At 64.7% G+C, this 24,322-nt stretch carries 23 protein-coding genes; 8 read left to right on the forward strand and 15 right to left on the reverse strand.

Annotation, left to right across the window (positions count from 1 at the left end; all coding sequences use genetic code 11):
* Positions 1-11 precede the first annotated feature (11 nt).
* On the forward strand, positions 12-1,142 hold the full coding sequence (locus IHV84_RS04700) for a two-component system response regulator (RefSeq protein WP_198846011.1): 1,131 nt from the start codon (positions 12-14) through the stop codon (positions 1,140-1,142).
* Positions 1,143-1,196: 54 nt separating this feature from the next.
* Here the strand turns inward: IHV84_RS04700 and IHV84_RS04705 are convergent, their stop codons facing one another.
* The gene (locus tag IHV84_RS04705; protein WP_198846012.1) at positions 1,197-2,132 is read right to left on the reverse strand and encodes an inositol monophosphatase family protein; all 936 of its coding nucleotides are present in this window, start codon (positions 2,130-2,132) and stop codon (positions 1,197-1,199) included.
* 149 nt (positions 2,133-2,281) lie between these two features.
* On the opposite strand from IHV84_RS04705, the gene IHV84_RS04710 reads away from it, so the two are divergent.
* Both IHV84_RS04710 and cysE read left to right on the forward strand, forming a co-directional pair.
* Complete coding sequence (locus tag IHV84_RS04710; RefSeq protein ID WP_198846013.1) at positions 2,282-3,100, forward strand: RNA methyltransferase; 819 nt, start codon at positions 2,282-2,284, stop codon at positions 3,098-3,100.
* A gap of 33 nt (positions 3,101-3,133) precedes the next feature.
* Complete coding sequence (gene cysE, locus IHV84_RS04715) at positions 3,134-3,913, forward strand: serine O-acetyltransferase (protein WP_142084747.1); 780 nt, start codon at positions 3,134-3,136, stop codon at positions 3,911-3,913.
* A gap of 82 nt (positions 3,914-3,995) precedes the next feature.
* On the opposite strand, the gene IHV84_RS04720 is transcribed toward cysE, so the two are convergent.
* The 3 genes from IHV84_RS04720 to yjgA all read right to left on the reverse strand — a co-directional run bounded on the left by IHV84_RS04720 (position 3,996) and on the right by yjgA (position 5,711).
* Entirely contained in the window at positions 3,996-4,352 is a 357-nt protein-coding gene (locus IHV84_RS04720; protein WP_142084745.1) for a PilZ domain-containing protein, read from the reverse strand.
* Positions 4,353-4,444: 92 nt separating this feature from the next.
* Positions 4,445-5,053, reverse strand: a complete 609-nt coding sequence (gene mog, locus IHV84_RS04725) for a molybdopterin adenylyltransferase (RefSeq protein WP_198846014.1) — start codon at positions 5,051-5,053, stop codon at positions 4,445-4,447.
* Entirely contained in the window at positions 5,046-5,711 is a 666-nt protein-coding gene (gene yjgA / locus IHV84_RS04730) for a ribosome biogenesis factor YjgA (protein ID WP_198846015.1), read from the reverse strand. The genes mog and yjgA overlap by 8 nt, the downstream gene beginning before the upstream one ends.
* A 64-nt stretch (positions 5,712-5,775) precedes the next feature.
* On the opposite strand from yjgA, the gene pmbA reads away from it, so the two are divergent.
* Positions 5,776-7,209: a metalloprotease PmbA gene (gene pmbA / locus IHV84_RS04735; protein ID WP_198846016.1), complete on the forward strand. Its 1,434-nt coding sequence runs from the start codon at positions 5,776-5,778 to the stop codon at positions 7,207-7,209.
* Between the two features lie 147 nt (positions 7,210-7,356).
* Here pmbA and IHV84_RS04740 read toward each other — a convergent pair whose 3' ends face one another.
* Positions 7,357-8,445, reverse strand: a complete 1,089-nt coding sequence (locus tag IHV84_RS04740; RefSeq protein ID WP_198846017.1) for a tartrate dehydrogenase — start codon at positions 8,443-8,445, stop codon at positions 7,357-7,359.
* 96 nt (positions 8,446-8,541) lie between these two features.
* On the opposite strand from IHV84_RS04740, the gene IHV84_RS04745 reads away from it, so the two are divergent.
* A complete protein-coding gene (locus IHV84_RS04745) occupies positions 8,542-9,477 on the forward strand; it encodes a LysR substrate-binding domain-containing protein (protein WP_198846018.1) in 936 nt (311 codons plus the stop codon).
* Complete coding sequence (locus tag IHV84_RS04750; RefSeq protein WP_233099722.1) at positions 9,474-10,409, forward strand: DMT family transporter; 936 nt, start codon at positions 9,474-9,476, stop codon at positions 10,407-10,409. Before IHV84_RS04745 ends, IHV84_RS04750 begins: the two co-directional genes overlap by 4 nt.
* A gap of 318 nt (positions 10,410-10,727) precedes the next feature.
* Here the strand turns inward: IHV84_RS04750 and IHV84_RS04755 are convergent, their stop codons facing one another.
* The 5 genes from IHV84_RS04755 to rpsU form a co-directional block, all read right to left on the reverse strand.
* The gene (locus IHV84_RS04755) at positions 10,728-11,564 is read right to left on the reverse strand and encodes a sensor domain-containing diguanylate cyclase (RefSeq protein WP_198846019.1); all 837 of its coding nucleotides are present in this window, start codon (positions 11,562-11,564) and stop codon (positions 10,728-10,730) included.
* Between the two features lie 6 nt (positions 11,565-11,570).
* The gene (locus tag IHV84_RS04760) at positions 11,571-11,879 is read right to left on the reverse strand and encodes a PAS domain S-box protein (protein ID WP_198846020.1); all 309 of its coding nucleotides are present in this window, start codon (positions 11,877-11,879) and stop codon (positions 11,571-11,573) included.
* Positions 11,880-11,912: 33 nt separating this feature from the next.
* Positions 11,913-12,059 carry a hypothetical protein gene (locus IHV84_RS04765; RefSeq protein ID WP_156445156.1) on the reverse strand — a complete coding sequence of 49 codons (147 nt, stop codon included), beginning with the start codon at positions 12,057-12,059 and terminating at the stop codon, positions 11,913-11,915.
* A gap of 270 nt (positions 12,060-12,329) precedes the next feature.
* On the reverse strand, positions 12,330-12,776 hold the full coding sequence (locus IHV84_RS04770) for a GatB/YqeY domain-containing protein (RefSeq protein ID WP_044398339.1): 447 nt from the start codon (positions 12,774-12,776) through the stop codon (positions 12,330-12,332).
* 191 nt (positions 12,777-12,967) lie between these two features.
* Entirely contained in the window at positions 12,968-13,180 is a 213-nt protein-coding gene (gene rpsU / locus IHV84_RS04775) for a 30S ribosomal protein S21 (protein ID WP_007833691.1), read from the reverse strand.
* A gap of 309 nt (positions 13,181-13,489) precedes the next feature.
* On the opposite strand from rpsU, the gene IHV84_RS04780 reads away from it, so the two are divergent.
* Positions 13,490-16,750, forward strand: coding sequence for an EAL domain-containing protein (locus IHV84_RS04780; RefSeq protein WP_198846021.1), 3,261 nt, complete (start codon positions 13,490-13,492; stop codon positions 16,748-16,750).
* 18 nt (positions 16,751-16,768) lie between these two features.
* Here IHV84_RS04780 and IHV84_RS04785 read toward each other — a convergent pair whose 3' ends face one another.
* The 3 genes from IHV84_RS04785 to IHV84_RS04795 form a co-directional block, all read right to left on the reverse strand.
* Positions 16,769-18,040 (reverse strand): NAD(P)/FAD-dependent oxidoreductase, encoded by a 1,272-nt coding sequence (locus tag IHV84_RS04785; RefSeq protein WP_198846022.1) that lies wholly within the window; start codon positions 18,038-18,040, stop codon positions 16,769-16,771.
* Positions 18,041-18,239: 199 nt separating this feature from the next.
* The gene (locus IHV84_RS04790; RefSeq protein ID WP_233099723.1) at positions 18,240-20,465 is read right to left on the reverse strand and encodes a TonB-dependent siderophore receptor; all 2,226 of its coding nucleotides are present in this window, start codon (positions 20,463-20,465) and stop codon (positions 18,240-18,242) included.
* Between the two features lie 226 nt (positions 20,466-20,691).
* Positions 20,692-21,825: a sterol desaturase family protein gene (locus IHV84_RS04795; protein ID WP_198846023.1), complete on the reverse strand. Its 1,134-nt coding sequence runs from the start codon at positions 21,823-21,825 to the stop codon at positions 20,692-20,694.
* Between the two features lie 141 nt (positions 21,826-21,966).
* Here IHV84_RS04795 and IHV84_RS04800 point away from each other — a divergent pair, with 141 nt between their 5' ends.
* The gene (locus tag IHV84_RS04800; RefSeq protein ID WP_066692565.1) at positions 21,967-22,455 is read left to right on the forward strand and encodes an acyl-CoA thioesterase; all 489 of its coding nucleotides are present in this window, start codon (positions 21,967-21,969) and stop codon (positions 22,453-22,455) included.
* Between the two features lie 54 nt (positions 22,456-22,509).
* On the opposite strand, the gene cobA is transcribed toward IHV84_RS04800, so the two are convergent.
* Both cobA and ybiB read right to left on the reverse strand, forming a co-directional pair.
* Complete coding sequence (gene cobA / locus IHV84_RS04805) at positions 22,510-23,340, reverse strand: uroporphyrinogen-III C-methyltransferase (protein ID WP_198846024.1); 831 nt, start codon at positions 23,338-23,340, stop codon at positions 22,510-22,512.
* A 12-nt stretch (positions 23,341-23,352) separates the two neighbouring features.
* The gene (gene ybiB / locus IHV84_RS04810; protein WP_198846025.1) at positions 23,353-24,261 is read right to left on the reverse strand and encodes a DNA-binding protein YbiB; all 909 of its coding nucleotides are present in this window, start codon (positions 24,259-24,261) and stop codon (positions 23,353-23,355) included.
* Positions 24,262-24,322: the final 61 nt, after the last annotated feature.

The raw sequence follows: 24,322 nt of genomic DNA on the forward strand, positions 1-24,322 counted from the left end.
CAGGAATTCCAATGGAACAAGCGTCCTTTACCGTGAACGCCTCCACCCTGGTGGACAAGCACATCGCTACCGTGCTGGTGGTGGACGATACGCCAGAGAACCTGACCTTGATGGGCGCCTTGCTGCGTGACCACTTCATGGTGAAGGTGGCCAACAATGGTGAGAAGGCCTTGAAGATTGCGATGTCCGACACACCGCCTGACCTGGTGCTGCTCGACATCATGATGCCGGGCCTGGACGGCTACGAGGTGTGCCGCCGGCTCAAAGCCACCGCAGCGACCCGCGATATCCCGGTGATCTTTTTGACGGCCCGCTCAGACCCTGACGACGAGCGCATGGGCCTGGCCCTGGGGGCGGTGGACTACATCACCAAGCCCATCAGCCCTCCGATCTTGCTCGCACGGGTCAACACCCACCTGGCACTCAAGGCGACTGCCGATTTTCTGCGCGATAAAAGTGCCTACCTGGAGCGCGAGGTGGCGCTGCGCACCCTGGAAGTGCAGGCTATTCAGGACGTGACCATCATGGCCATGACCTCACTGGCAGAGACGCGAGACAACGAGACGGGCAACCACATTCGCCGCACCCAGCTGTATGTGAAAGCGTTGGCAGAACGCTTGCGCAACCACCCCAGGTTTGAAGCTGTGCTCAACGAGCGGATGATCGAGCTGCTCTACAAGTCAGCGCCCCTGCACGACATTGGAAAGATCGGCATTCCCGACAGCATCCTTCTGAAACCCGGCAAGTTGACGGTGGAAGAGTTCGAGGTGATGAAGACCCACACCACCCTGGGGCGCAAGGCGATTGAGGATGCAGAGCGCCGCTTGGGAATGCGGGTGGCGTTTTTGAGTGTTTCCAAGGAAATCGCCTACAGCCACCAGGAAAAGTGGGATGGCAGTGGCTACCCGCAGGGTCTGGCGGGTGACCAGATTCCCGTATCGGCCCGCCTGATGGCGGTGGCCGATGTGTACGACGCGCTCATCAACAAGCGGGTCTACAAGGCAGCCTTTTCACACGACCAGGCCTGCAGCACCATTGTCAAAGGCAAGGGCACGCACTTTGACCCAGACATGGTGGACGCTTTTGTGAGCATCGCCGAAGACTTTCGCAGCATCGCGCTGAAGTACCCCGATCCAGAGTGAACCCGGGTGGGCGTGCGCAGCGCCCTGCCAGGGTGCTGCGCTCAGCTCATCGGTTCAGAACGGTGCGTCGCCCGAGCTTGCGGATGCGTCGGGGTTGGTGGGCTCTTCTTCAGCAGCGCTGGCGCTCCCGGCAGAGATGTCTTCAGCGGCAGCCTGGCGCACGGAAGCCTTGTCACCAGCGCTGGCAAACTTGCTGTACTTGCCCAGAATGGGCACGAGCTGGCCGTACACGCGGGGGTTGCCCGCCATGCATTCGCGCTGTTCCATGAAGTCGGCTTCGCCGGTGAAGTTGCCGATCAGGCCACCGGCTTCGGTCACCAGCAGCGAGCCCGCAGCCACGTCCCAGACGGACAGGCCGGTTTCAAAGAAGCCGTCGGTAAAGCCAGCAGCCACGTAAGCCAGATCGAGCGCGGCAGCACCGGGGCGGCGCAGGCCAGCCGTGCGTTGCATCACGTCGCTCATCATGTTCATGTAGCTCTTGAAGTTGTCGCCAGGGCGGAAGGGGAAGCCTGTGGAGATCAGGCAGTCCTTGAGCTGGGTGCGCTTGCTCACGCGGATGCGGCGCTCGTTCAGGAAGGCGCCACGGCCCTTGGTGGCGGTGAACAGGTCGTTGCGGGTGGGGTCGTACACCACCGCTTGCTCGACCTTGCCCTTGACGGTGAGCGCAATGCTCACGCAGTACACGGGGAAGCCGTGGATGAAGTTGGTGGTGCCGTCCAGCGGGTCGATCACCCAGACGAAATCGGAATGCTTGGCGCCGTACTCTTGGCCCGACTCTTCAGCCAGGATGCCGTGGCCTGGGTAGGCTGTGAGCAGGGTTTCGATGATGATTTTTTCGGCAGCATGATCCACTTCGGTCACAAAGTCGTTGATCTGCTTTTGCGAAATGCGCACGGACTCCACGTCAAGGGCCGCGCGGTTGATGATGGCGCCGGCGGCGCGTGCAGCCTTGATGGCCACGTTGAGCATGGGGTGCAGATTGGACGACATAAATTGTGGTGGTTAGCAAGGCTTTCGGGCGCGCTGGTGGCGTGAAAGTCTTGCGGATCATGAGCGTTGATCGCAGCCGGGCGATGCGGGCGGCGACAATAAGCCCTCTATTTTAGCTGCACCGCCGCTTTTTTACCTAGTCCCCGTTCATGAAGACCCGTTTTGTCCTGATCAACACCAGCCACGCTGGCAACGTGGGCGCCGCTGCCCGTGCCATGAAAGTCATGGGCTTTGACGACCTGGTGCTGGTGGCCCCGCGCTGGCCCAACGTGCTGCGCAAGGAAGAAACCATCCAGCGCGCCAGCGGTGCCCTGGACGTACTGGAGAAGGCCCGTGTGGTGGCCACGCTGGACGAGGCGCTCGACGGAATGAGCCACCTGTGCGCCACGGCCATGACCCCGCGCGACTTCGGCCCGCCCACGGTGGAACCGCGTGTGCACTTCGAAGCGCTATTAAAACAAGAGCGCCTGGCGCTTGCTGCATCAGCGCCAGAGGCCAAAAACGCTTCAAACCCCGCTGGCGGCGGTGAAGCAGGCGGTGGGGCAGCGCCGGCAGGCCAAACCGGCGTGGCATTTCTGTTTGGCTGCGAACGCTTTGGCATGACCAACGAAGACGTGTACCGGTGCCACGCCGCGCTTTCCATTCCCACCAACCCGCGTTTCGGCTCGCTGAACCTGGGCGCAGCCATCCAGGTCATTGCCTACGACTGGCGCCAGGCGCTGGGCGGCTTCGACGTGCAAGATGCGACCCCCGCCCGTGTGCAGGCCGATGCGGCCCAGGTGGCGGGCATGCTGGGGCATTGGGAGCAGGCGCTGACCAGCATCGGCTTTCTGGACCCGGCCGCGCCCAAAAAGCTCATGCCCCGCCTGAACCAGCTTTTTAACCGCGCGCAACTCACCCCCGAAGAAATCCACATCTTGCGTGGTGTCGCCAAAGCCATGATCGAGACGGCGCAGGCAAAGCGCTAGACTGCGTTTCCAAATTCCAACAACAACCTGACCATGTTTGCCCGCCTGCGCTCCGATATCCAGTGCATCCTTGACCGTGACCCTGCAGCGCGCAGCACCTGGGAGGTGATCACCTGTTACCCCGGCCTGCACGCCGTGTGGCTGCACCGGCCCGCGCACTGGTGCTGGGGCAACGGGCTCAAATGGCTTGGGCGCTTCATTTCGCACTTTGCGCGCTGGTTCACGGGCATTGAAATCCACCCCGGGGCCAAGATTGGTGAACGCGTGTTCTTCGACCACGCCATGGGCGTGGTGGTGGGCGAAACGGCCGAAATTGGCGACGGCTGCACCATCTACCAGGGCGTGACCCTGGGCGGTACCTCTCTGTACAAGGGTGCCAAGCGCCACCCCACGCTGGGCAAGGATGTGGTGGTGAGCGCCGGTGCCAAGGTGCTGGGTGGCTTTGAAGTGGGCGATGGCGCCAAGATCGGCAGCAACGCCGTGGTCATCAAGCCGGTGCCCGCAGGTGCCACGGCGGTGGGCATTCCCGCGCGCATTATCCCGTCCAAAGAAGGTCAAAGCGCCGACGTGACCGAGCCGCAGCAACCGCGCAAGTTCACGGCCTACGGCATCACCCAGGAAGACGACCCCCTGTCGCAAGCGATGCGCGGCCTGATCGACAACGCCTCTTCGCAAGAGCATCAGATCGCCTTGCTGTGGCAAGCGATTGAGAAGCTGTCGGCCATGCAGAAGACGCAAGACTGCGTGCCCTGCGATGCGGCCCTCAAAGAGCAGTTTGAGGCGGGCAAGCTCACCGAGCTGGTGGGCAAATAAAAGCCCTGGCCTGTGGGGGCACGCGGGGCTGTGCGCATTGCATCGCTCCGCACGGTCGCCTTGAGTGGCTTGTCAGCGGCCCTCAGTTTTTGATGTATGCCTTGATCGCCGCAGCGGTGACCGGGTCGGTCACGGGCACGCTCATCCCCAGTTGAAACCCGCCGCCTGAGCTGCTCAGGATGCTGTAGCGCACCACGGCCCGCAATTCCACGGGTTTGCGGCCGGTGGGTGGCACAGGCAGTGACACCTTCACCGTGCACTCAGTGCGCGCAGGCAGATTGACAGGGCACAACACGCTGAGGCCCCCCTCGCTGATGTCCATGGTGCGCACCGCCATGGGAGGGCGGCCCGTCAGGATCAACTCGGCCTGCACCCGCAGGATGCGCCGCTCGTGGTTGCGGCGTTCGTCATTCGATGGGATGGGCAGTGCGGAGGTCATACAGGGTCAAGAGGTCTTCTGGGCGCCAGGCCCCCTTGCTGTGGGCTTTGGCGCGGATCGCTTTGCGGCTGTGTCAGGCGCGGCCGCAGCGGTTAAGCGGTGGGCACCCGGATCGCGTTTTTAGGGCGAAAGGCTTTGCAGACTTCGTCCCGCGTCTCCAGGTAGGGGCCACCGATCAGGTCAATGCAGTACGGCACCGCAGCAAAGATGCCAGGCACGATTTGCGCGCCATCGGCGCCCTTGAGACCTTCCAGCGTCTCGGCGATCGCCTTGGGCTGGCCGGGCAGGTTGATGATGAGGCTCCGGTCGCGGATGACCGCCACCTGGCGCGACAGGATGGCCGTGGGCACGAACTTCAGGCTGATCTGGCGCATCTGTTCGCCAAAACCGGGCATCTCCTTGTGGGCCACGGCCAGCGTGGCCTCGGGCGTCACATCGCGCAGCGCGGGGCCGGTGCCGCCAGTGGTCAGCACCAGGCTGCAGCCCGCGTTCACCAGTTCGATCAGCGTGGCGCTGATGGTGGCCTGTTCGTCGGGGATCAGGCGGGGCTCGAACTGGATGGGGTTGTGCAGCGCACGGCCCAGCCAGTCTTGCAAGGCGGGCAGGCCCTTGTCTTCATACACGCCGGTGCTGGCCCGGTCGCTGATGGAGACAATGCCGATTTTTACGGCATCGTGGCTGCCGGTCAGTGCTTCAGTCATCGCTGTCCTCGTCAGAGTTCGATTCTTCTTCGCGCTCCAGCCCCGTGCCGCCCAGGTGCTCGCGCACCAGCTGGAACAGCTCACGGTATGCACGGCCCTTGCGTGGTGCCAGCCCTTGCGAAACGGCGGCCTTGTCCACGGGCGGCGCATCCTTGCGGGCCTGGCGGATCAGGGCGCGCAGCTGCTGCGTGTCGGTGTGGGGGTACTCTTCCATCCACTGGGGCAGGGTGGCGTCGTCGGCAATCAGGCGGTCGCGCCATTGCTCGGCCAGGTGCAGGCGCAGCTTTTCGGTGGCCGAACCCTTGTGCTGTTCTTCCAGCGCGGTGCGGGCGGCTTCCACAATCTCTGGGTCGAGCTTGCGCATGAGCTTGCCCACGTATTGCATCTGGCGGCGCTTGCCTTCGAAGTTGGTGATGCGCTTGGCTTCAACAATGGCCTCGACCAGCTTGTCGGGCAGGCCCACGGCGTCGAACAGGTCAGAGCGCAGCGTCAGCAGTTCCTTGCCCAGGTCTTGAAGGGCGTCGCTTTCGCGTTTGAGATCGGTGCGGCTGGCATCGGGAGTGCCTTTGAGTTCGGCCTTGAGCTGAATGTCCAGTTCGCTGCCTTCGGCAACGAATTGGCCTCGCACAAAGTAGCCTTTTTTGGGTTTGCGTGACATGGGTGGGGGCAAAGAGAGAGGTGGCAGCGAGTGCGCCACAGTGGCAAGTATCATAGCCGCCGCTATGAATAAACCTTCTACCCGCGCGAAAAGCGCCCCGGCCGCTGCCAAGGCTTCCGCTTCCCTTCAAGAGCCCGCCAGTGGCTTCAGCTACAGCCGCCCGTTTTTTGAAGAGCTGGTAGACCGGGCCCTGGCCCATGCCAAGAAGCTAGGCGCCACCGATGCGGGTGCCGAGGCGTCCGAAGGTTGCGGTCTGTCGGTCAGCGTGCGCAAGGGCGAGCTGGAAAACGTGGAGCGCAACCGCGACAAGTCGCTGGGCGTGACGGTCTACATCGGTCACCGCCGCGGCAATGCCAGCACGTCTGACTTTTCAGAAAAAGCCATTGAGCAAACCGTGCAGGCGGCCTACGACATCGCCCGCTTCACCGCCGAAGACCCCGTGGCCGGCCTGCCCGATGCGGATGACATCGCCCCGCCAGAAACCCACCGCGACCTGGACCTGTTCCACCCCTGGGCCATCACCAGCGAAGAAGCGGCCGAGATGGCCAAGGCATGCGAAGCCGCCGCGTTCAAGACGCACCGCCGCATCACCAACAGCGAAGGCGCCGGCGTATCTGCCCAGCAAAGCCATTTCTTCAGCGCCCACACGCGCGGTTTTCGCGGTGGCTATGCCAGCTCGCGCCACAGTTTCTCGGTGGCACCCATCGCATCGCTGCCCGGCAAGAACGGCGAGATGCAGCGCGATGCCTGGTACAGCTCCATGCGCAACGCGGCCGACCTGGCCTCGCCCGAGGCCGTGGGCCGCTACGCCGCGCAGCGCGCGCTGAGCCGCCTGGGCAGCCGCAAGATCCCCACCACGCAATGCCCTGTGCTGTTTGAATCGACTCTGGCGGCAGGCCTGCTGGGTGGTTTTGTGCAGGCCGTCAGCGGCGGCTCGCTCTACCGCAAGAGTAGCTTCTTGCTTGACTCGCTGGGCAAGATGGTCTTCCCCAAGCACATCGATATTCTGGAAGACCCGTTCATCCTGGGTGGCAAGGGCAGCTCGCCGTTTGACGAAGAAGGCGTGCGCGTGGCGCCGCGCAAGGTGGTCAAGGGCGGGCGGGTTGAGGGTTACTTCCTCTCCAGCTACTCTGCCCGCAAGCTGGGCATGAAGACCACGGGCAACGCCGGGGGCTCGCACAACCTGGTGATGACCTCGCGCCTCACCCAGGCCAGTGACGACCTCGATGCCATGCTGCAAAAGCTGGGCACGGGCCTGTTTGTGGTGGAGCTGATGGGCCAGGGCGTGAACTACGTGACGGGCGACTACTCGCGCGGCGCCAGCGGCTTCTGGGTGGAGAACGGCAAGATCGCCTTCCCGGTGCACGAGATCACCATCGCTGGCAACCTCAAGGACATGCTCAAGGGCATTGAGGCCGTGGGTGCCGATGCCTACAACTATGGCGCCAAGACGGTGGGCTCCATCCTGGTCAACCGCATGAAGGTGGCGGGCAGCTGATACGGGCGTTCGCGCACCATGCAAAAAGGCTCCTGGGTTTCAGGAGCCTTTTTTGTTGGGCGTTTGATCGGTACGAGGCCGGTGTGGTAGGCGCTGGCAGCTCTCATTTCAGGAGCGCACCGCACCGGGCGCGCCTGTGCCTGTGTTTCAGCCCGCCGCAATGCGTGCGGCAATCGCCTCACCCACCTGGGTGGTGTTGGCCGTGCCGCCCAGGTCGGGCGTGCGCGGGCCGCTCTTGATGGTTTCTTCGATGGCGCTCACCATGGCGTCGTGCGCCGCGCGGCCTGCGCCCTGGCCTTGCGTCAGAAAGTCCAGCATCAGCGCGCCGGACCAGATCATCGCAATCGGGTTGGCGATGTTCTTGCCGTAGATGTCGGGCGCGGAGCCATGCACGGGCTCGAACAGGCTGGGGAAGTTGCGCTCGGGGTTCAGGTTGGCAGAGGGGGCCAGGCCAATGGTGCCGGTGGTGGCCGGGCCCAGGTCCGAGAGGATGTCGCCAAACAGGTTGGTGGCGGCCACCACGTCGAAGCGGCCGGGTTGCAGCACAAAGCGGGCGGTGAGGATGTCGATGTGCTGCTTGTCCAGCGTGATCTCTGGGTAGTCCTTGGCGACTTCGTCGGCGCGCTTGTCCCACCAGGGCATGCTGATGGCGATGCCGTTGCTCTTGGTGGCCAGGGTGACGTGCTTCTTGGGGCGGCTTTGGGCCAGGTCAAAAGCGAACTTGAGCAGGCGATTGGCGCCGTGGCGCGAGTAGACGGATTCCTGGATGACGATTTCGCGGTCGGTGCCTTCGTACATCACGCCGCCCAGCGATGTGTATTCGCCCTCGGTGTTCTCGCGCACCACGTAGTAGTCGATATCGCCGGGTTTGCGGCCGGCCAGAGGGCAGGGCACGCCTTCAAACAAACGCACGGGGCGCAGGTTGATGTACTGGTCGAACTCGCGTCGGAATTTGAGCAGCGAACCCCACAGCGAAACGTGGTCGGGCACGGTGGCGGGCCAGCCCACAGCGCCGAAGAAGATGGCGTCCATGCCCGACAGTTGCGCCTTCCAGTCGTCGGGCATCATCTTTCCGTGCTCGGCGTAATAGTCGCAGCTGGCCCATTCAAAGGTGTGCAGCTGCAAGTCCAGCCCAAAGCGCTTGGCGGCGGCCATGGTGGCGCGCAGGCCTTCGGGCATGACTTCTTTGCCAATGCCGTCTCCGGCAAGCACGGCGATCTGGTAGGTCTTGGACATGGGTCTCCTTGAGGGTGTTGGATTGTCAGTGGGGGCATTTTCGCCCTATCTCCGGCAAATACAATCCGCGCTCTGTGGCCTCATTGTTTACACATCGTGCATAAAAACCCGTCGCCGGACGACCTGCGCGTCTTCACCATCGTCGTGCGCAAGGCCAGCTTTGCCGAGGCCGCGCAAGAGCTGGGCGCTTCGCCCGCCTTTGTCAGCAAGCGCATCCGCCTGCTCGAAGAGGACTTGGCCGTGAAGCTGCTGCACCGCACCACCCGCCGTATGAGCGTGACGGAAGAGGGCGAGCGCGTCTTCCACTGGGCGTTGCGCATTCTGGACGACATGGACCAATTGCTGCAGGAAGTGGCCGTGACCCGCGCTGAGCCACGCGGCCTGCTGCGGGTGAGCTGTAGCTTTGGTTTTGGCCGCAGCGTGGTGGCGCCGGTGCTGTCACAACTGGTGGAACGCCACGCCGGCCTGCAAGTGCGGCTGGAGGTGTTTGACCGCTTGGTGGACGTGGCGGGCGAGGGGTTTGACCTGGACGTGCGCGTGGGTGACGAAATCGCGCCGCACCTGATTGCGCGCCGCCTGGCCGACAACCACCGCGTGCTGTGCGCAGCCCCCGCCTACCTGGCGCGGCGCGGCACGCCCCGCACGCTGGCCGAACTGCCGGGGCACGATTGCCTGGTGATCAAGGAGCGCGACCACCCCTTTGGCGTGTGGCGCCTGCGCCAGGGCGCGCAGGAACAGGCGGTGAAGGTGCGCGGTCCCTTGTCGGCCAACAACGGTGAGATGGTGGTGCAGTGGGCGGTGGATGGGCGTGGCATCGCGCTGCGCTCGCTGTGGGACGTGGCCCCCTTGCTGCAAAACGGCCAGCTGGTGCAGGTGCTGCCCGAGTGGCGGCAGGAGGCCAATATCTGGGCCGTGTACCCCACGCGGCTGGAACGCTCGGCCAAGGTGCGGGTGTGCGTTGAATTTTTGCAGGAGCAGTTTCGCCACCGGCCCTGGGCCAGCGCCGTGCCTGCTGCGCAAGGTGCGGCATGAGCGCCCCGGCGTGGAGCGGGTGGCTGCCGCCTGAAAGCCTGGCCTTGCTGGCCGCTGCCACCTGGGCCACGGCCAGTTTGTTTTCGGCAGCCGCCTCGGCGCGCATGGGGGCGTTTGCCTTCACGCGCTGGCGCATGGTGTTTGCCGCGCTGCTGCTGTGGGGCATGGCGCTGGCCACGGGCCAATGGCGCAGCCTGTGGAGTGATGGTGGCTCTGCTGCCTGGCAGGCCATAGGGCTGCTGGTGCTGTCGGGCGTGATTGGCATCTTTGTGGGCGACACCGCCTTGTTCGCCTGCATGAACCGGCTGGGGCCACGCCGTTCGGGCCTGCTGTTTGCCACGCACTCGCTGTTCACGGTGGTGCTGGCGGCGCTGTTTCTGGACGAGTCGCTCAAAGGCTGGGCTGTGCCCGGCGGCGTGCTGCTGGTGGGCGGCGTAATGGGCGCCATTGCCCTGGGCAGGCGCGAGGGCGCGGCGCACCGGCTGGAGGCCACGCAGGGCCAACTGGCTGCGGGCGTGGCGTTGGGGCTGCTGTCGGCCCTGGGGCAGTCGGTGGGCACGCTGGTGCTCAAGCCCGCAATGGCTGCGGGGCTGGACCCGGTGGCCGCATCGGCGGTGCGGATGACGGCGGGTTTTGCCTGCCATGCGCTGCTGTGGTGCACAGGGCTGCAGATGGCGCGGGTGCAGTCTGCCCTGCAGTGGCGCGACCTGGCCTACACCTTTGCCAGTGCCGCGCTGGCCATGGCCCTGGGCATGACGCTTATCTTGAAAGCGCTGCAACATGGCAGCGCCGGGCTGGTGGGCATGTTGTCGTCGGTATCGCCGGTGCTGTTGCTGCCGCTGCTGTGGTGGCGCACCGGGCAACGCCCTGCCTGGGGCGCCTGGCTAGGTGCCGCCATGGCGGTGGTGGGGTGCGCGCTGATCCTGGCGTGACGCGCTTGCCACAGGCATGGCAGATGCGGGCATACGAGTCCTGACTTTTCATTGCCATTTCCGGCGCCAGCGACCGCCAATAAAGCGCTGGTAGCTATCAAAAAGTGACTGATTCCCTATGGGCAGGGTGCAAGACCAGTCCCGTTTTTCCATCGCTGGCGGTACTTGCTTAGGGGGTTCGTCGGTGCAGGGCGTTCCGGTGGTGGGGCGCTGTCAGGCGGCTGAATGGCCAGCTCCATCCTCGGGGCTGAACAGCTTCACCCGATTGCCGCCCGCGCTCTTGGCTTCGTACATGGCGCGGTCACCCAGGCGCAGCAGTTAATGCACGCTGCCCGCGTGTTCCGGGTAGATCGCAATGCCGACGCTGGCCGAGATGCACAGCTCGATCCCTTCGGGCGAAATGCAGGGCTCTGCCAGCGCCGAGCGGATTTTTTCCGCCACGGCCAGCGCATCGGCGCCTGAGGGGATGTCGGGCAACAGCCCCAGAAATTCGTCCCCGCCCACGCGCGCCGCCGTGTCGGACGCCCGCAGGCAGCCGCTCAGGCGTTTTGCCACCGTCTGCAGCATGAAGTCACCTGCTGCGTGCCCGTAGGTGTCGTTGACGGGCTTGAATTTGTCCAGATCCACAAACATCAAAGCCAACGACGATGACGTGCGCTGGGCACGCTTCACGGCCTGGCCCAGCCGGTCATTGAACAACCGCCGGTTGGGCAATTGCGTCAAGCTGTCAAAAAACGCCAGATGGTTGACTTCCTGCTCCAGCCGCTTGCGCTCGGTGATGTCGCGCAGCACGGCCACGTAGTGGGTGACCTGTGCGTTGCCATCCTTGACGGCAGTGATGGTGATCTGCTCGGGGTACACCTCGCCGTTCTTGCGTTGGCTCCAGAGCTCGCCGTGCCACATGCCCGTGGTTTCAATCGATGTCCACAAGGCGTCGTAGAAATCGGGCGTGTGCCGATCTGAGCGCAACATGCGCGGTGTCTTGCCGATGACCTCGTGGGGTGCGTAGCCTGAGATCTGGCTGAATGCAGGGTTCACGCGCAAGATGGCCTTGTGGGCATCGGTCACGATGACGCCGTCTTGTGACTGGAAGGCAATGGCGGCAATCTGCAACTCCAGCTCGGTGCGCTTGCGCTCGGAGATGTCCGGCGCCACGCCCGCCTACGCGATTTTTGCGCTGGCAGGCGTGAGCGCTTCGTCAATCGTCTGCTGCATGGCTTCGGTCACGGTATAGCCCCGCATCCGCTCCACCGATGGGCTCACGTACGTGTTGCGCCCGTGAAGGTCCATGGTCCAGATCGCGTCAGGCACGTTGTCGGCCACAAAGCGGTGGCGCTCTTCAGACAGCCGCAAGGCCTCGCGGGCTTCCTGGCTGGCGGTCAGGGCTGCCTGGAGCTTGCGATTGTTCCGATAGATGTACAGCGCCACGACCACGGCCAATCCCAGCCCCCAGTCGGGGTCCACGCACATCTTGATGGCGCCTGCCTTGGCGATGTAGGCCTTTTACGCCGGGGTGAAATCAATCGCGGGGGTGGCGGCCACCGCAACGGCGGTGCCGGAGGCGTTGGCCCCGGCGACCAGACTGACGGCCCACAGCAGAGCGGTGGCTATCGCTTTCAGCGAAACAACGAACGGATTGCCGGGGCTCATGCAGAGGGGCGCTGTGGAAGTGATTGTTGGGACTGGCTGTGTCTGATGGCAAGCGAGCCCGCGGTGCCCCAAGCCCCCAGGCCACGCATTCACCGGCATGAAGGCGTTGGTGCTGTAGCGCAGGTGCCACCATCTTCCGTGGCCATTCACTACTCTGGCGCTTCTCTGGCCCGCTTGCGGGCGGGCTCAAAGCAAAAATAGCCGCCACCGCCCGTGTACAGAGCGGTGGCAGCTATCAAAAAGAGACTGCTGTGGGGGCGGAGGAGGTGATCAGCCTGCCAGCGCAGCCTTCACGGCGGCAGACACCTGGCCCATGTCGGCCTTGCCGGCCAGGCGGGTCTTGACCACGCCCATCACCTTGCCCATGTCGCCGGGGCCCGAGGCGCCCACTTCGGCCACGATGGCCTTCACGGCGGCCAGCGTTTCTTCGGCCGACATGCGCTCTGGCAGGTAGGCTTGCAGCACCACCATTTCAGACTTTTCCTTGTCAGCCAGGTCTTGGCGGCCCGCGCCCTCGAAGGCGGCGATGCTGTCCTTGCGCTGCTTGATGAGCTTGTCCACGATGGCGACGATGGCCGCATCGTCCAGCTCCACGCGCTCGTCCACTTCCTTTTGCTTCATGGCCGCCTGCAGCAGGCGGATGGTGCCCAGGCGCTCCGAGTCCTTGGCGCGCATGGCGGTTTTCATGTCTTCAGTGATTTGGGCTTTCAGGCTCATGGTGATCTCCTAAAGGTGAGCGACAGGATTTGCACAAAGCCACTTCGGCTAGGCGTGTCGCCGCAGACAGTAGTTCAGCTACGGCAAGGCGGCACAACGACGCTGAAGTGGCTTTGTGCAAATCCTGAAAACAAAAAACCCGCGCTTGGCGTCCCTAGCGCGGGTTGTGCGTCGGCCTGGGCCGGTTGCGATCAGTACAGCTTCTTGGGCAGCTGCATGCTGCGAACGCGCTTGTAGTGGCGCTTGACGGCAGCAGCCTTCTTGCGCTTGCGCTCGGCGGTGGGCTTTTCGTAGAACTCACGGGCGCGCAGGTCGGTCAGCAGGCCGAGCTTTTCAATGGTGCGCTTGAAGCGGCGCAGGGCAACGTCAAAGGGTTCGTTTTCTTTTACGCGGATCGTAGTCATTAGCTAATGTTTTCCAAATGGTGCCTGCAGAGGGGCTTGGGGAGATCGGGCCTCAAGTCCGTACAAAGCGGTTTCCCCGTCTGTAACTAGTATTTGGCCGACGGGGCATTGCCAGCAAAGCCGGAGATTATAGCCTTTATCCACGCCCATGGCGCAAGGGGTGGGCGCGTGCCCGTGGGCAGGGCGCTGGGCGGGCTGCTTTCGGACGGAATGCACCGCAATGGCGCGGAAGTTGCTTCATGTTGTAACACTCCTATTCACCGGTGGGGAGCCCTGGCCATCCGCCCGGGCGGCCCTGCCGCAGACACCATGGCATTCATGCACCGCGTATCGGATTGGCTGGGCCGGCTCAGTGTGGGCCGCAAGCTCATGCTCATCTATCTGCTGGACCTGACGGCGGTGATCTACGTTTCCAGCATCCTGATCCACGAAAAGTACCTGGCGATCGACTTCACGCGCAAGGAAGTGGTGGGCACGACCTATGCGGCGGTGGTGCGTGACGGGTTGATGGGGCAGTTTCTGGACGCGTCGCAGCAGCCGCCGCCGGTGGCCGATGTGCTCATCCGGCTGGAGGCCGTGCGCGCGGCCCATGACGAGCAGCTGCGCACGGCCGAGGTCGCCCAGCGGTTTGGCGTGGCGCTGCAGCAACTGGCGGGGCTGCCCCAAGGGGGCTCGTCCAGCGTCGATCCGCAGACGCTCACCCGCCAGCGCAGCCAGTTGCTGCGCGAGGGGCGCGAGCTTCTCACCACGGTGGGCAACCAGTCCAACCTGATCCTGGACCCGGACCTGGACAGCTACTACGTGATGTCGCTGGTGGTACTGCGGTTTCCCGAGCTGCTGCAGGCGGTGCATGACACCGTCAGCTTCCTGAACGCGGCGCCATCGCGGCGCGGGTCGCAGTGGTCGTCCGAGCTGCTGACACTGGTGGGGCGGCTGGATGCAGTGATGCTGGGCATCGAGTCGGACTACAACCAGGCCTTCATTGCAGGCTCGCCCGAGATGCGTGCCGCGCTGGTGCGCCAGCGCGAGGCGCTCAAGGCAGCGCAGGAGGGCTTTCAGGCCTTGCTGCAGGGCATCGCATCGGGCGAGTCGCGCCTGACAGTGGCAGAGGTGCGTGTGCAGGAGGCCTTGGTGCTGGGCGCGCTGCGCGATGCGTGGTCGGTGGGTATTGTGGACCTGGAGCGCCTGTTGAACCAGCGCGCCGACAGCCTGTTTGCGCGCATGTGGTTGCACCTGGGGACGGCGCTGGTGCTGCTGGGCTGCATCCTTTCGCTCGTCACGCTGGTCGCGCGCCAGATCGCGAAGCCGCTGCAGCAGCTGGCCCGTGTGGCCGACGAGGTGCGCAAGAGCGGCGATCACACGCTGCGCGCGCAGTGGAACAGCCGCGACGAAATCGGCCGCCTGGTCACCGCGTTCAACGAGATGCTGTCGCAGCTCGACCGCGACCGCGTGCTGCAGCAGGAGCTGGCCGCCAGCGCCCGCGCGGCCGAGGCCCAGCGCGAGCTGGTGGAGGCCTTCCCCATCCCCATGGTCGTCACTTCCATCCCCGAGCACGAGGTGCTGCACTCCAACGCGCCCGCCGCCCAATGGCTGGGCGGCCGCAAAACCGACCCCTGGGCTGCGGGACTGGAGCCCGGCGTGCGCGCGCGCTTCTTCCAGCGCCTGGCGGACCAGGGCTCGGTCGATGAGTTTGAAGTGCGCTGGAAGGGCAGCCCCGAGCCATCCTGGGCCGTGCTGTCGGCGCGGCGCCTGCAGTTCCAGGGGCGCGACTCGGTGCTCACCGCTTTCACGCCCATCAACGTGCTCAAGGTGATGGAGCAGCGCCTGGAGCTGTGGGCCAAGGTGTTCGAGGCCTCGTCCGAGGGCATCATCATCATGAACGCCGAGCAGCAGATCATCAGCGTGAACAAGGCGTTCTGCCGCAGCACGCATTACGACTTCTACGAACTCATCGGCGAAGGCATGGGTTCGCTGCTGGAAGAGGCCGGGGGCGAGCCGCTGTCTGCACAGATCCGCCGCACCATGGCCGAGAAAGAGTCCTGGCAGGGGGAGGTGCGTTTTCGCCGTCGTTCGGGCGAGACTTACCCGGCCTGGCTCATGGTGTCGGCCGTGCGCGAGAGCAAGGGCGGCGCGGTGGCCAATCACATCGGCATTGCCATCGACATCACCGACCGCAAGCTCAACGAGGAGCGCATCCAGTTTCTGGCGCACCACGATGTGCTTACCGAGCTGCCCAACCGGTCACTGTGTGTGCAGCGCCTGCAGATGGCGCTGGCGCAGGCCCCCATCACGGGCGAGAAGGTGGCGGTGCTGTTCATCGACCTGGACCGCTTCAAGGCCATCAACGACACGCTGGGCCACCACATTGGCGACGGCCTGCTGCGCTCTGTGGCCGCGCGCCTCACGCAGGCCGTGCGCAGCCGCGACACGGTGAGCCGGCTGGGCGGCGACGAGTTTGTGGTGGTGATGCGCGACGTGGCCGGGCGCGAGGACGTGCAGCAACTGGTAGAGCGGCGGCTGATTCCACTCATTCGCCAAAGCCACCCGGTCGAGGGGCACGAGCTGAATGTGTCGTGCAGCGTGGGCATTGCGGTCTACCCCGAGGACGGCGGCGACATTGACGAACTCATGCGCCGCGCTGATGCCGCCATGTACGAGGCCAAGACCACTGGCCGTGACATGGCCCGGTTCTATTCCATCGAGACCGACCAGCGCGCCGTGGCCCGCCAGACCATGGAGCAGCAACTGCGCCGCGCGCTGGAGCGCCACGAGCTGAGCCTGCACTACCAGCCGCGCCTGAGCGCCCAGGGCGCCCAACTGCTGGGCGTGGAGGCACTGCTGCGCTGGACCAGCCCGGTGCTGGGCTCCATACCGCCCAGCGAGTTCATCCCCATCGCCGAAGAGACCGGCATGATCCGCGCCATTGGCAGCTGGGTGCTGCAACAGGCCTGCGAGCAGTGGGTGCGCTGGCAGCAGCTGGTGCTGGATGCGGGCGTGGGCGATGCTGCATCGCCGCACCCGCTGGCCCGGGTGTCGATCTCGGTCAACCTGTCGGCCGCGCAGATGTCCGACCCCGCGCTGGTCGCCGACATCGAGGCGCTGCTGCTGCGCACCGGCATGCCCGCGCACCGGCTGGAGCTGGAGATCACCGAGTCCCAGCTGATGGACAACGCCCATGCGGCCGAGCAGCAACTGGCGGCGCTCAAGGCGCTAGGTGTGCAGCTGGCCATCGACGACTTTGGCACCGGGTACTCCAGCCTGGCCTACCTCAAGCGCTTCGACATCGACCGCCTCAAGGTAGACAAATCCTTTGTGCGCGACATGCTCTCCAACCCTGCCGACATGGCCATCACCCGCGCCATCATCGCGCTGGGCCACACGCTGGGGCTACGTATCGTGGCCGAGGGTGTGGAAGACCTGGCCACGGCCCAGGTGCTGAGTGCGCTGGATTGTGAGGAGCTGCAGGGCTACCACTTCAGCCGGCCGCTGCCCGTGCAGGAGCTGGAGGCCTGGGCCCGCCAGCACCAGCCCTCGGGCGCGCCGGTGCGCGAGGCTGCTGTGCTGGCCTGATGGACTTTTACCCATTCGTCAGTGCGCAGCGCCAGCAGGCTCTGCCTGCGGCAGTGGCAACGCCTGCGCGCAGGAATATGCGCTGGCCCAGGCCCACTGGAAGTTGTAGCCGCCCAGCCAGCCCGTGATGTCCACCACCTCACCAATGAAGTACAGCCCCGGCTGGGCCTTGCACTCCATGGTCTGCTGCGACAGGGCCTTGGTGTCCACGCCGCCCAGCGTCACCTCTGCCTTCTTGTAGCCCTCGGTGCCCGTGGGTGTCAGCTCCCAGCGCGCCAGTTGCTCAGCCAGCTTGGCCAGGGCTTTGTCAGAAGCTTCATTGACAGGGCGCTGCCATTCGGCCTCGCGCTGCGCCCATGCATCGGCCAGGCGGCTGGGCACCAGCGTGGCCAGCTCGTTGGCAATCAGCTTGCGCGAGCGGGCCTTGGCCTGCTGCAGCGCTTCTGGCAAGTCCACCGTGGGCGCCAGGTTCACGGCCAGGGGCGTGCCCTCGCGCCAGTAGCTGGAGATTTGCAGCACCGCCGGGCCCGACAGGCCGCGGTGGGTGAACAGCAAATCCTCATCAAACGCCATGCGCTCCTTTTTGTTGCCGGTGCTGATCTGCACCGGCAATGCCAGGCCCGCCAGTTGGGCATAGGGCTGCCAGCCCGCGCCGTCAAAAGTGAGCGGCACGAGGCCGGGGCGCCGCTCCACCAGCGGAATGCTGAACTGCTGCGCCAGCCGATAGCCCAGATCCGTCGCTCCGATCTTGGGAATCGACAAGCCCCCCGTGGCCACCACCACACTGCGCGTGAGCACAGGGCCTTGGCTGGTATCAATTTGATAGCTGCCAGCGCTTGATCCATCTGCGCCAGAGGCCAAAAAGGCTATGTTTTTGACACTGCATGGCTGCCAGCGCGTGACCTGGCCTGCTTCGCACTCGGCGAGCAGCATCTGGATGATGTCTTCGGCCGAACGGTCGGCAAACAGCTGGCCCTTGTGCTTCTCGTGGAAGGGGATGCCGTGCTTTTGCACCAGCGCAATGAAGTCTGCCGGGGTGTAGCGCGACAGGGCAGAGCGGCAGAACTGCGGGTTCTGCCCCACAAAGTGCTTGTGCGGCGCCCGCACATCCAGGTCACGGTTGGTGAAGTTGCAGCGCCCGCCGCCCGAGATGCGGATCTTCTCGGCCACCCTCTCGCTGTGGTCGATGAGCAAGACCTTCAGGCCCCGCTGGCCCGCCTGGCCTGCGCAAAACAAGCCAGCGGCGCCAGCGCCGATGATGACGGCATCAAAAAAAGGGATCGTCTGCACGGGGTGTGAATGCGGTTGGCAAAAAGGGCTGATTGTGCCGACTTTGCCTGCACCGTAGCCCCCCGCCCGTGGAACACGCGCTGATCGTGCCAGCTACCGCCGCGCAAGGGCCGCCCCGCCGCGCTGGCGGTGTCCCCCTTCCCGAATGGCGCGGCCATTCGAGAGAAGGGGGAAGCGGCGCAGCCGCACAGGGGGATGCTTAGAACGCCGCGCGCAGCGTCACGCTCACGTTGCGCGGGTCCGCGTAGTTGCCGTAGTCCAGATTGGCCCAGTACTTCTGGTTGGTGACATTGTTCACCGCCACCGTGGCGCTGAGCTTGGGGTTGAACTGCCAGGACGCGCGCAGGTTGAGGAGGGCCTTGGGCGACTGCTTCACCGTTACCGTGCCGCTGGGGTGCGGGATGTTGAAGCCTTCAATGGAGCTTTGCCAGGTGAGGTTGCCGCCCACCGACAGCGGCGCCAGCGCGCCGGAGAGCTGGTAGTCCGTGCCCAGCTGCAGCAGGTAGTCGGGCATGTTGGCGTAGATCAGGTCGGTGGGCGCGCGCGTGACCTTGGCGCGGGTCAGGCCCGCGCTCACCCGCCACTGCCGGGTGGCCATGCCCGCAAACTCCAGCTCGAAGCCGGTGGATTTGGTGCCATTCACGGCCACATAGGGCAGGGTGCCATCGGGCAGCGGTGTGGTGATGGCACCGTCGCGCACGCCGAAGTTGTCCTGCTTGGTCTGGAACACCGCAAAGTGCGCCTGGATGCGGCGTTCAAACAGCTCGGCCTTGAGGCCGGCCTCCGCATTGCTGCCGATGACGGGCGAAAGCGGGGTGTTGTTGCGGTCCTTGTAGTTCTGCGGGTTGAAGATGCGCGCGTAGCTGGCGTAGGCCGACAGCGTGGGTGTGATGTCGTACACCGCGCCGATGAAGGGCGTGACCTTGCGGTTCTCGTCCTGGATGGCCGAGCGGCCCGCGTAGGCGCCGGTGGTGCCATAGGTGTCGGAGTGGCGGTGCCAGTCGGTCAGGCGCAGGCCAGTGAGCACCGACAGCGGATCGGTCACGCGCCAGCGTGCCGAGGCGAACAGGCCGGTCTGCTGCGTGATCTGCGTGCGCCAGGCGCCTGTCTTGGAGTAGGTGGGCGCAGGCGCATTGCCGTCCCAGGTGTAGATGTTGGGGATCACGTAGCTCCAGCCTGCCACGGACGTGTAGCCATCGGTGCGCGAGGCGGTGCGGGTGGAACTCATGCCCACCACCAGGTCGTGCTTGCGGCCGCCCAGCTCGAACTTGCCCGACAGGTACGCGTCCACCGTGTCCTGCTTTTCGCTGCCGCCGTTGACAGCGGCATACAGCGTGGTGCCCGCGCCCGTCACGGGGTCGATGAATGGGGCCCTGGACGTGGTGGCGCCGTAACCGTAGGTACTCAGACGGAAGGTGTCGCCCTCGGTGTGGTTCAGCGCCGCCTTCAGGCTCCAGTCGTCGTTGAGCTGGTGGTCCAGCGTGGCGTAGAGCGTGCCGGAGGTGCGCTCCCAGCGTGTCCACGATGGTGAAAAGCTGGTGGAGATCGGCAGGTCGATGGGCGCACCCGTGGTGGCAAAACGCGGGATGGTGCCCCAGATCGGCGCTTTGGGGTCGTTGGACTGGCGCTGGTAGCCCAGTGCCACCACGGTGGACTGGCCAATGTCGGCCTCTACCGCCGCGAGCAGGGCGGTCTTGTCCTCAGAATAGCGGTCGCGGAAGCTCTCTTTCTTCTGCGGGGCCACCACCAGGCGGCTGCGCACGCTGCCGTCGCTGTTGAGCGGTGCGTTCAGGTCCAGCTCGCCCCGATACAGGTTCCACGAGCCTGCCGTGAGCGCCACAGAGGCCGCGAACTCGCGCTGCGGGCGCTTGCGGATCATGTTGATGGTGGCCGAAGGCACACCCACACCGGTCTGGATGCCGTTGGCACCGCGCACGATGTCGATGCGTTCGTACAGCGCGGTGTCGAATTCCTGGTTGGTGCTGCTGCTGTAGCTGGGCAGGCCGTCGGTCTGGAAGTCGGTGATCTGGAAGCCGCGCGCGTAGTACAGCGGGCGCTGCGTGTCATAAAAACTCACCGCAATGCCGTTCACGTTGCGCAGCACCGCATCAATGCTGGTGAGCGACTGGCGCTCGATCTGCGCGCGGGTCACGGTGCTGGTGGACTGCGGGGTTTCGCGCGGCGTCAGGGGCAGGCGCGTGGAGGCGCTTTCGCGTGCGCCAGAGATGGTGATGCTCCCCAGCGCTTTGGGCTCTTGCACCAATTCATCGGGGGCGCTAACTGGTGTCTGCTCGGCGGGCTGCTGTGCGTCAGTGCCCGTTTGGGCCCAGGCGGGGCTGAAGGTGAAGACGGCGACGGCCAGGGCAATGGGATGCAGGCTGGGGGCGGCAACACGGCGGCTGCCAGCAGGGCACGATGAGCGCATGCGGGGTTCCTGAAGGGGAGGGTGAGGACACTGGCTGGCGGCGCAGCCCCTTCAGGACGCACGGCTTGCTAACGGAGCCGTGCATTGTAAATTTATTGAGAATGGTTCTTGTTTATTTGTTTCCAGGTGTTGTTGCGGAACGACGACCAGCGGGTGGGTGCACGCATCGCGCGGGCGCCGTACACGCACCAGGCCAGCTCAGGCTGCAGATGCGCGCAGCGCGTTCCTAGCCTTTCCAGGTGAACGGAAACTTCAATTGCTTGATGAACCCGTTGGGCACATAGTCGCCCAGCACGCCGTAGTGCTCAGGCCATAGCTTGGTGCTTTTGACGGCGGTGCCGAACAGGTAGTCCAGAAACGCGAAGTGCGCCGCGTAGTTCTTGTCCAGCGCTTCCTGGTCTTGGCTGTGATGCCAGTGGTGGAAGTTGGGCGTGACCAGCACGTAGCGCAGCGGGCCCAGTCGCACGCTGACATTGGCATGGTTGAACACCGCCTGGAAGCCCACGATGACGATGTAGGCGTCAATCACTTCCTTGCTGAAGCCCAGCACATAGATGGGCGCGAGCACCATCGAGCGGGTGATGATCAGCTCCAGGATGTGCTGGCGCGAGCCGGCCATCCAGTCCATGCTTTTGACGCTGTGGTGCACGGCGTGCAGACGCCACAGCAGCGGCACCTCATGGTAGGCGCGGTGCGTCCAGTACTGCACCAGATCGGCCACCAAAATGATGAGGAACAGCGCCACCCAGAAGTTCAGCCCCTGCACCCAGCCGCGAATGCCGTCGTTGGCGGCCCAGCCAAAGAACTTGTGCACGATGAGGTTGGTGGCCAGCAGCACAAAGCCCACCACCATGTGGTTCACGATGAAGTGGTGGAAGTCGGTCTGCCACTCGGCCCGGAAGACAGGCTGGTTTTTGCGGTGGGCAAACAGCTTTTCAATGAAGATGAAGATCAGCGAGCTGCCCAGCAGATCAAGGATGAACCAGTCCAGACCAATGTAGGGCGTGTGGTCCGGGAAGTTCGGGTCCACCTCTACCTTGTGCCCACCCAGCAAGGCTGCCAAGGCCACCATGGCGAAGGCGAACGTTGCCAGCCACCGGGCGCGGTTGAACAGGATGTTGACCAGCGAGATACCCCCCGCAATGGCCATGGCCGCCAGCATGATGGTGCGGATGACGTTCACGTCGTAGCTCTTGCGCAGCTCGGGCGTGGTGAGGTACTGCGGAAAGTGAAACGCCAGCACGCCCAGCAGGCACAAAATGGCCAGCGTGAGCGCGATGACGCCAGACACCAGCCCCTTGCCAGTGCGCAATGCGCCGTGGCTTTCGGTGAATTCGTTGAGTTTTTCTATTTCGATCATTGTTGGTTCCTCCCTTGCATCCAAGAAGGAAAGCCTCGGATGCCCGCGCGAGTGTAGCGAAGCAGGCACGGCGCGTGCATGTTGTGTGATCTGGCGCAAAGCATGGTCCAGCGGATCGGGCCCCACTCCTAAAATCGCAGCATGAACATCCCTTCACACCAACTCAGCATGACCGTGCTCATGTCGCCCGACATGGCCAACTTTTCGGGCAACGTGCACGGCGGCGCCATCCTCAAGTTGCTCGACCAGGTGGCGTATTCGTGCGCCAGCCGCTATTCGGGCTGCTACACCGTGACGCTGAGCGTGGACCAGGTGATGTTTCTGCAGCCCATCCACGTGGGCGAACTGGTGACGTTTCTGGCCAGCGTGAACTACACCGGCAGCTCGTCGATGGAAGTGGGCATCAAAGTGGTGGCAGAAGAGATTCGCTCGCAGGTGGTGCGCCATGTGAACAGCTGCTTTTTCACCATGGTGGCGGTGGATGAAAACCGCAAGCCGGTGGCCGTGCCGGCATTGACGCCATCCACCCCGGATGAGCGCCGCCGCTGGGATGCCGCCTTGATGCGCAAAACACTGCGCAAGGAATTGGCTGCGCGATTTGCCGAGGTGCGCCAGACGGCGGGGCAGTAACTGGTGGGGGCAGCGCCCAGTGCGCAGGCCCCGGTGCTGCCCCCAAAGGCGTAATCAGGTCGCGCGGCGGGCCTGGGGTGCAGCCTCAGCCGCATCCTGCGTGGCCAGCGCCACCCCGCGCACCACATCTCCCACCACAATCACCGAGGGGCTGCCCAGCCCCTGTGCTGTGATGGTGGCCTGCAGCTGCCCCAGAGTGGTGATGGCGTGCCGCTGGTGACGCAGGCTGGCGTGCTGGATGATGGCCACCGGCGTGTGCGCAGGCAGGCCGCTCAGCAACTCTTGCTCGATGGTGGCGGCGCCGCTCACACCCATGTAAATCACCAGGGTGAGCTTGGCGTCTCTGGCGGTGCGGGCCAGGGCTTTCCAGTCGGTGCCGGTGTCGCCGGGCTTGGCATGGCCGGTGACAAATACCACGCCGTGTGCGTGCTCGCGGTGGGTGAGCGGTGCGCCCAGTGAAGTGAGCCCGGCCAGACCCGCCGTGATGCCATTGATCACCGTCACTGGCACGCCTGCCGCGCGCAGATGTTCCACCTCTTCGCCGCCACGGCCAAAGATGAACGGGTCGCCCCCCTTGAGGCGCACCACGTTCTCACCCTCGTTCACGGCCATCAGCATCAGCTTTTCAATGAACGCCTGGGGCGTGCTTTTGCAGCCACCGCGCTTGCCCACGTACACGATGCGGGCGCTGGGTGAGGCGTGGGCCACGATGGCGTCGCTCACCAGGTCGTCCACCAGCAGCACCGTGGCGGCCTGGATGGCCTTGAGTGCCTTGATGGTGAGCAGCTCTGGGTCTCCTGGCCCAGCGCCCACCAAGGTGCATTGCCCGCCCGTGCCCAAATGGGGGCGGGCCGGGTCGGAAGTGGGAAAGGTAGGGCTGCTCATGCTGGGTGTCTCTCAAGAAATATGAGCTGCAAGATGCAAGATATGTTCCACCTGCCGCGCTAGCGCGGGGGGCACCGGCAGGGCGCCTGCCAGCACCTGCCGCGTGTATTCGGCCGTAGTGGCTACGTCGATTTCGGTGGGCAGGCCGGGCACTTCGGCGGCGGTGCCAGGTTGCTGCTCTTCCAGCAGGCGGTGCTGGCCCGCCAAGAATGCGTCATAACGGGGCGTGCGGCGCGGGTCGGTGGCCACTTCGCCTTCCAGCCCGCGCGAGAGCAGGGCAGTCATCCCCATGCTGGTGAATGTGGCGTGCAGCATGTCCAGGTACTCGGGGTGGGTGTAGGCCGTGACCACCACGGCTGGGCCCGCGCAGGGGTTCATCAACTTGACCACGCTGTGCCCTGGGTTGCGCAGGCCCACCACCTGCCGCACGGCCAGCAGGCGCGCCAGGCCGGGGTGCAGGTGCTGGGTGTGGATGTGTGCCACCTGTCCATTTGCTATTATTTCAGGAGCTGCCAGCGCTTTGATATCAAGCGCTTCAAGCACATCTGATGCCAAAACCCGGCGTGCCTCTGTGCGCATACCGTGCAGCAGCACGGGCAGCCCCTCGCGTGCCAGCAACAGGGCCAGCAGCGGGGTCAGCACCGGCAGCTTGCGGGCGCCGTTGTAGCTGGGCAGAACAATGGTGGCGCGGCTGGTGGCTGGCAGTTTGGCCAGCCGCTGGTGCGTCGCGTCCAGAAAGCCGCACATCTCCTCGGGGGTTTCGCCCTTGATGCGCATGGCCAGGCAAAAGGCGCCAATTTCCAGATCGGTCACACTGCCGTCCAGCACCTGACCAAACAGGTCGGCCGCCTGCTCACGCGTCAACGGCTTGGAGCCGCGCGGGCCGCGACCGATTTCCTTGATGTACTGACTGATAGCCATGGTTTTGTGTGGCGGGACTTGTGAAACAGGGCTCCAGCGTCGTTATTTCGGCTTGCCGTAC

It is taken from the genome of Acidovorax sp. IB03 (assembly GCF_016406015.1).
Taxonomy (GTDB): domain Bacteria; phylum Pseudomonadota; class Gammaproteobacteria; order Burkholderiales; family Burkholderiaceae_C; genus Acidovorax; species Acidovorax temperans.

Excerpts from the sequence above, each read along its gene's own strand:
- IHV84_RS04700 (WP_198846011.1), top strand. The coding sequence starts at position 12 with ATGGAACAAGCGTCCTTTACCGTGAACGCCTCCACCCTGGTGGACAAG.
- IHV84_RS04705 (WP_198846012.1), bottom strand. The coding sequence starts at position 2,132 with ATGTCGTCCAATCTGCACCCCATGCTCAACGTGGCCATCAAGGCTGCA.
- IHV84_RS04710 (WP_198846013.1), top strand. The coding sequence starts at position 2,282 with ATGAAGACCCGTTTTGTCCTGATCAACACCAGCCACGCTGGCAACGTG.
- cysE (WP_142084747.1), top strand. The coding sequence starts at position 3,134 with ATGTTTGCCCGCCTGCGCTCCGATATCCAGTGCATCCTTGACCGTGAC.
- IHV84_RS04720 (WP_142084745.1), bottom strand. The coding sequence starts at position 4,352 with ATGACCTCCGCACTGCCCATCCCATCGAATGACGAACGCCGCAACCAC.
- mog (WP_198846014.1), bottom strand. The coding sequence starts at position 5,053 with ATGACTGAAGCACTGACCGGCAGCCACGATGCCGTAAAAATCGGCATT.
- yjgA (WP_198846015.1), bottom strand. The coding sequence starts at position 5,711 with ATGTCACGCAAACCCAAAAAAGGCTACTTTGTGCGAGGCCAATTCGTT.
- pmbA (WP_198846016.1), top strand. The coding sequence starts at position 5,776 with ATGAATAAACCTTCTACCCGCGCGAAAAGCGCCCCGGCCGCTGCCAAG.
- IHV84_RS04740 (WP_198846017.1), bottom strand. The coding sequence starts at position 8,445 with ATGTCCAAGACCTACCAGATCGCCGTGCTTGCCGGAGACGGCATTGGC.
- IHV84_RS04750 (WP_233099722.1), top strand. The coding sequence starts at position 9,474 with ATGAGCGCCCCGGCGTGGAGCGGGTGGCTGCCGCCTGAAAGCCTGGCC.
- IHV84_RS04760 (WP_198846020.1), bottom strand. The coding sequence starts at position 11,879 with ATGTGCGTGGACCCCGACTGGGGGCTGGGATTGGCCGTGGTCGTGGCG.
- IHV84_RS04765 (WP_156445156.1), bottom strand. The coding sequence starts at position 12,059 with ATGAGCCCCGGCAATCCGTTCGTTGTTTCGCTGAAAGCGATAGCCACC.
- IHV84_RS04770 (WP_044398339.1), bottom strand. The coding sequence starts at position 12,776 with ATGAGCCTGAAAGCCCAAATCACTGAAGACATGAAAACCGCCATGCGC.
- rpsU (WP_007833691.1), bottom strand. The coding sequence starts at position 13,180 with ATGACTACGATCCGCGTAAAAGAAAACGAACCCTTTGACGTTGCCCTG.
- IHV84_RS04780 (WP_198846021.1), top strand. The coding sequence starts at position 13,490 with ATGGCATTCATGCACCGCGTATCGGATTGGCTGGGCCGGCTCAGTGTG.
- IHV84_RS04790 (WP_233099723.1), bottom strand. The coding sequence starts at position 20,465 with ATGCGCTCATCGTGCCCTGCTGGCAGCCGCCGTGTTGCCGCCCCCAGC.
- IHV84_RS04795 (WP_198846023.1), bottom strand. The coding sequence starts at position 21,825 with ATGATCGAAATAGAAAAACTCAACGAATTCACCGAAAGCCACGGCGCA.
- IHV84_RS04800 (WP_066692565.1), top strand. The coding sequence starts at position 21,967 with ATGAACATCCCTTCACACCAACTCAGCATGACCGTGCTCATGTCGCCC.
- cobA (WP_198846024.1), bottom strand. The coding sequence starts at position 23,340 with ATGAGCAGCCCTACCTTTCCCACTTCCGACCCGGCCCGCCCCCATTTG.
- ybiB (WP_198846025.1), bottom strand. The coding sequence starts at position 24,261 with ATGGCTATCAGTCAGTACATCAAGGAAATCGGTCGCGGCCCGCGCGGC.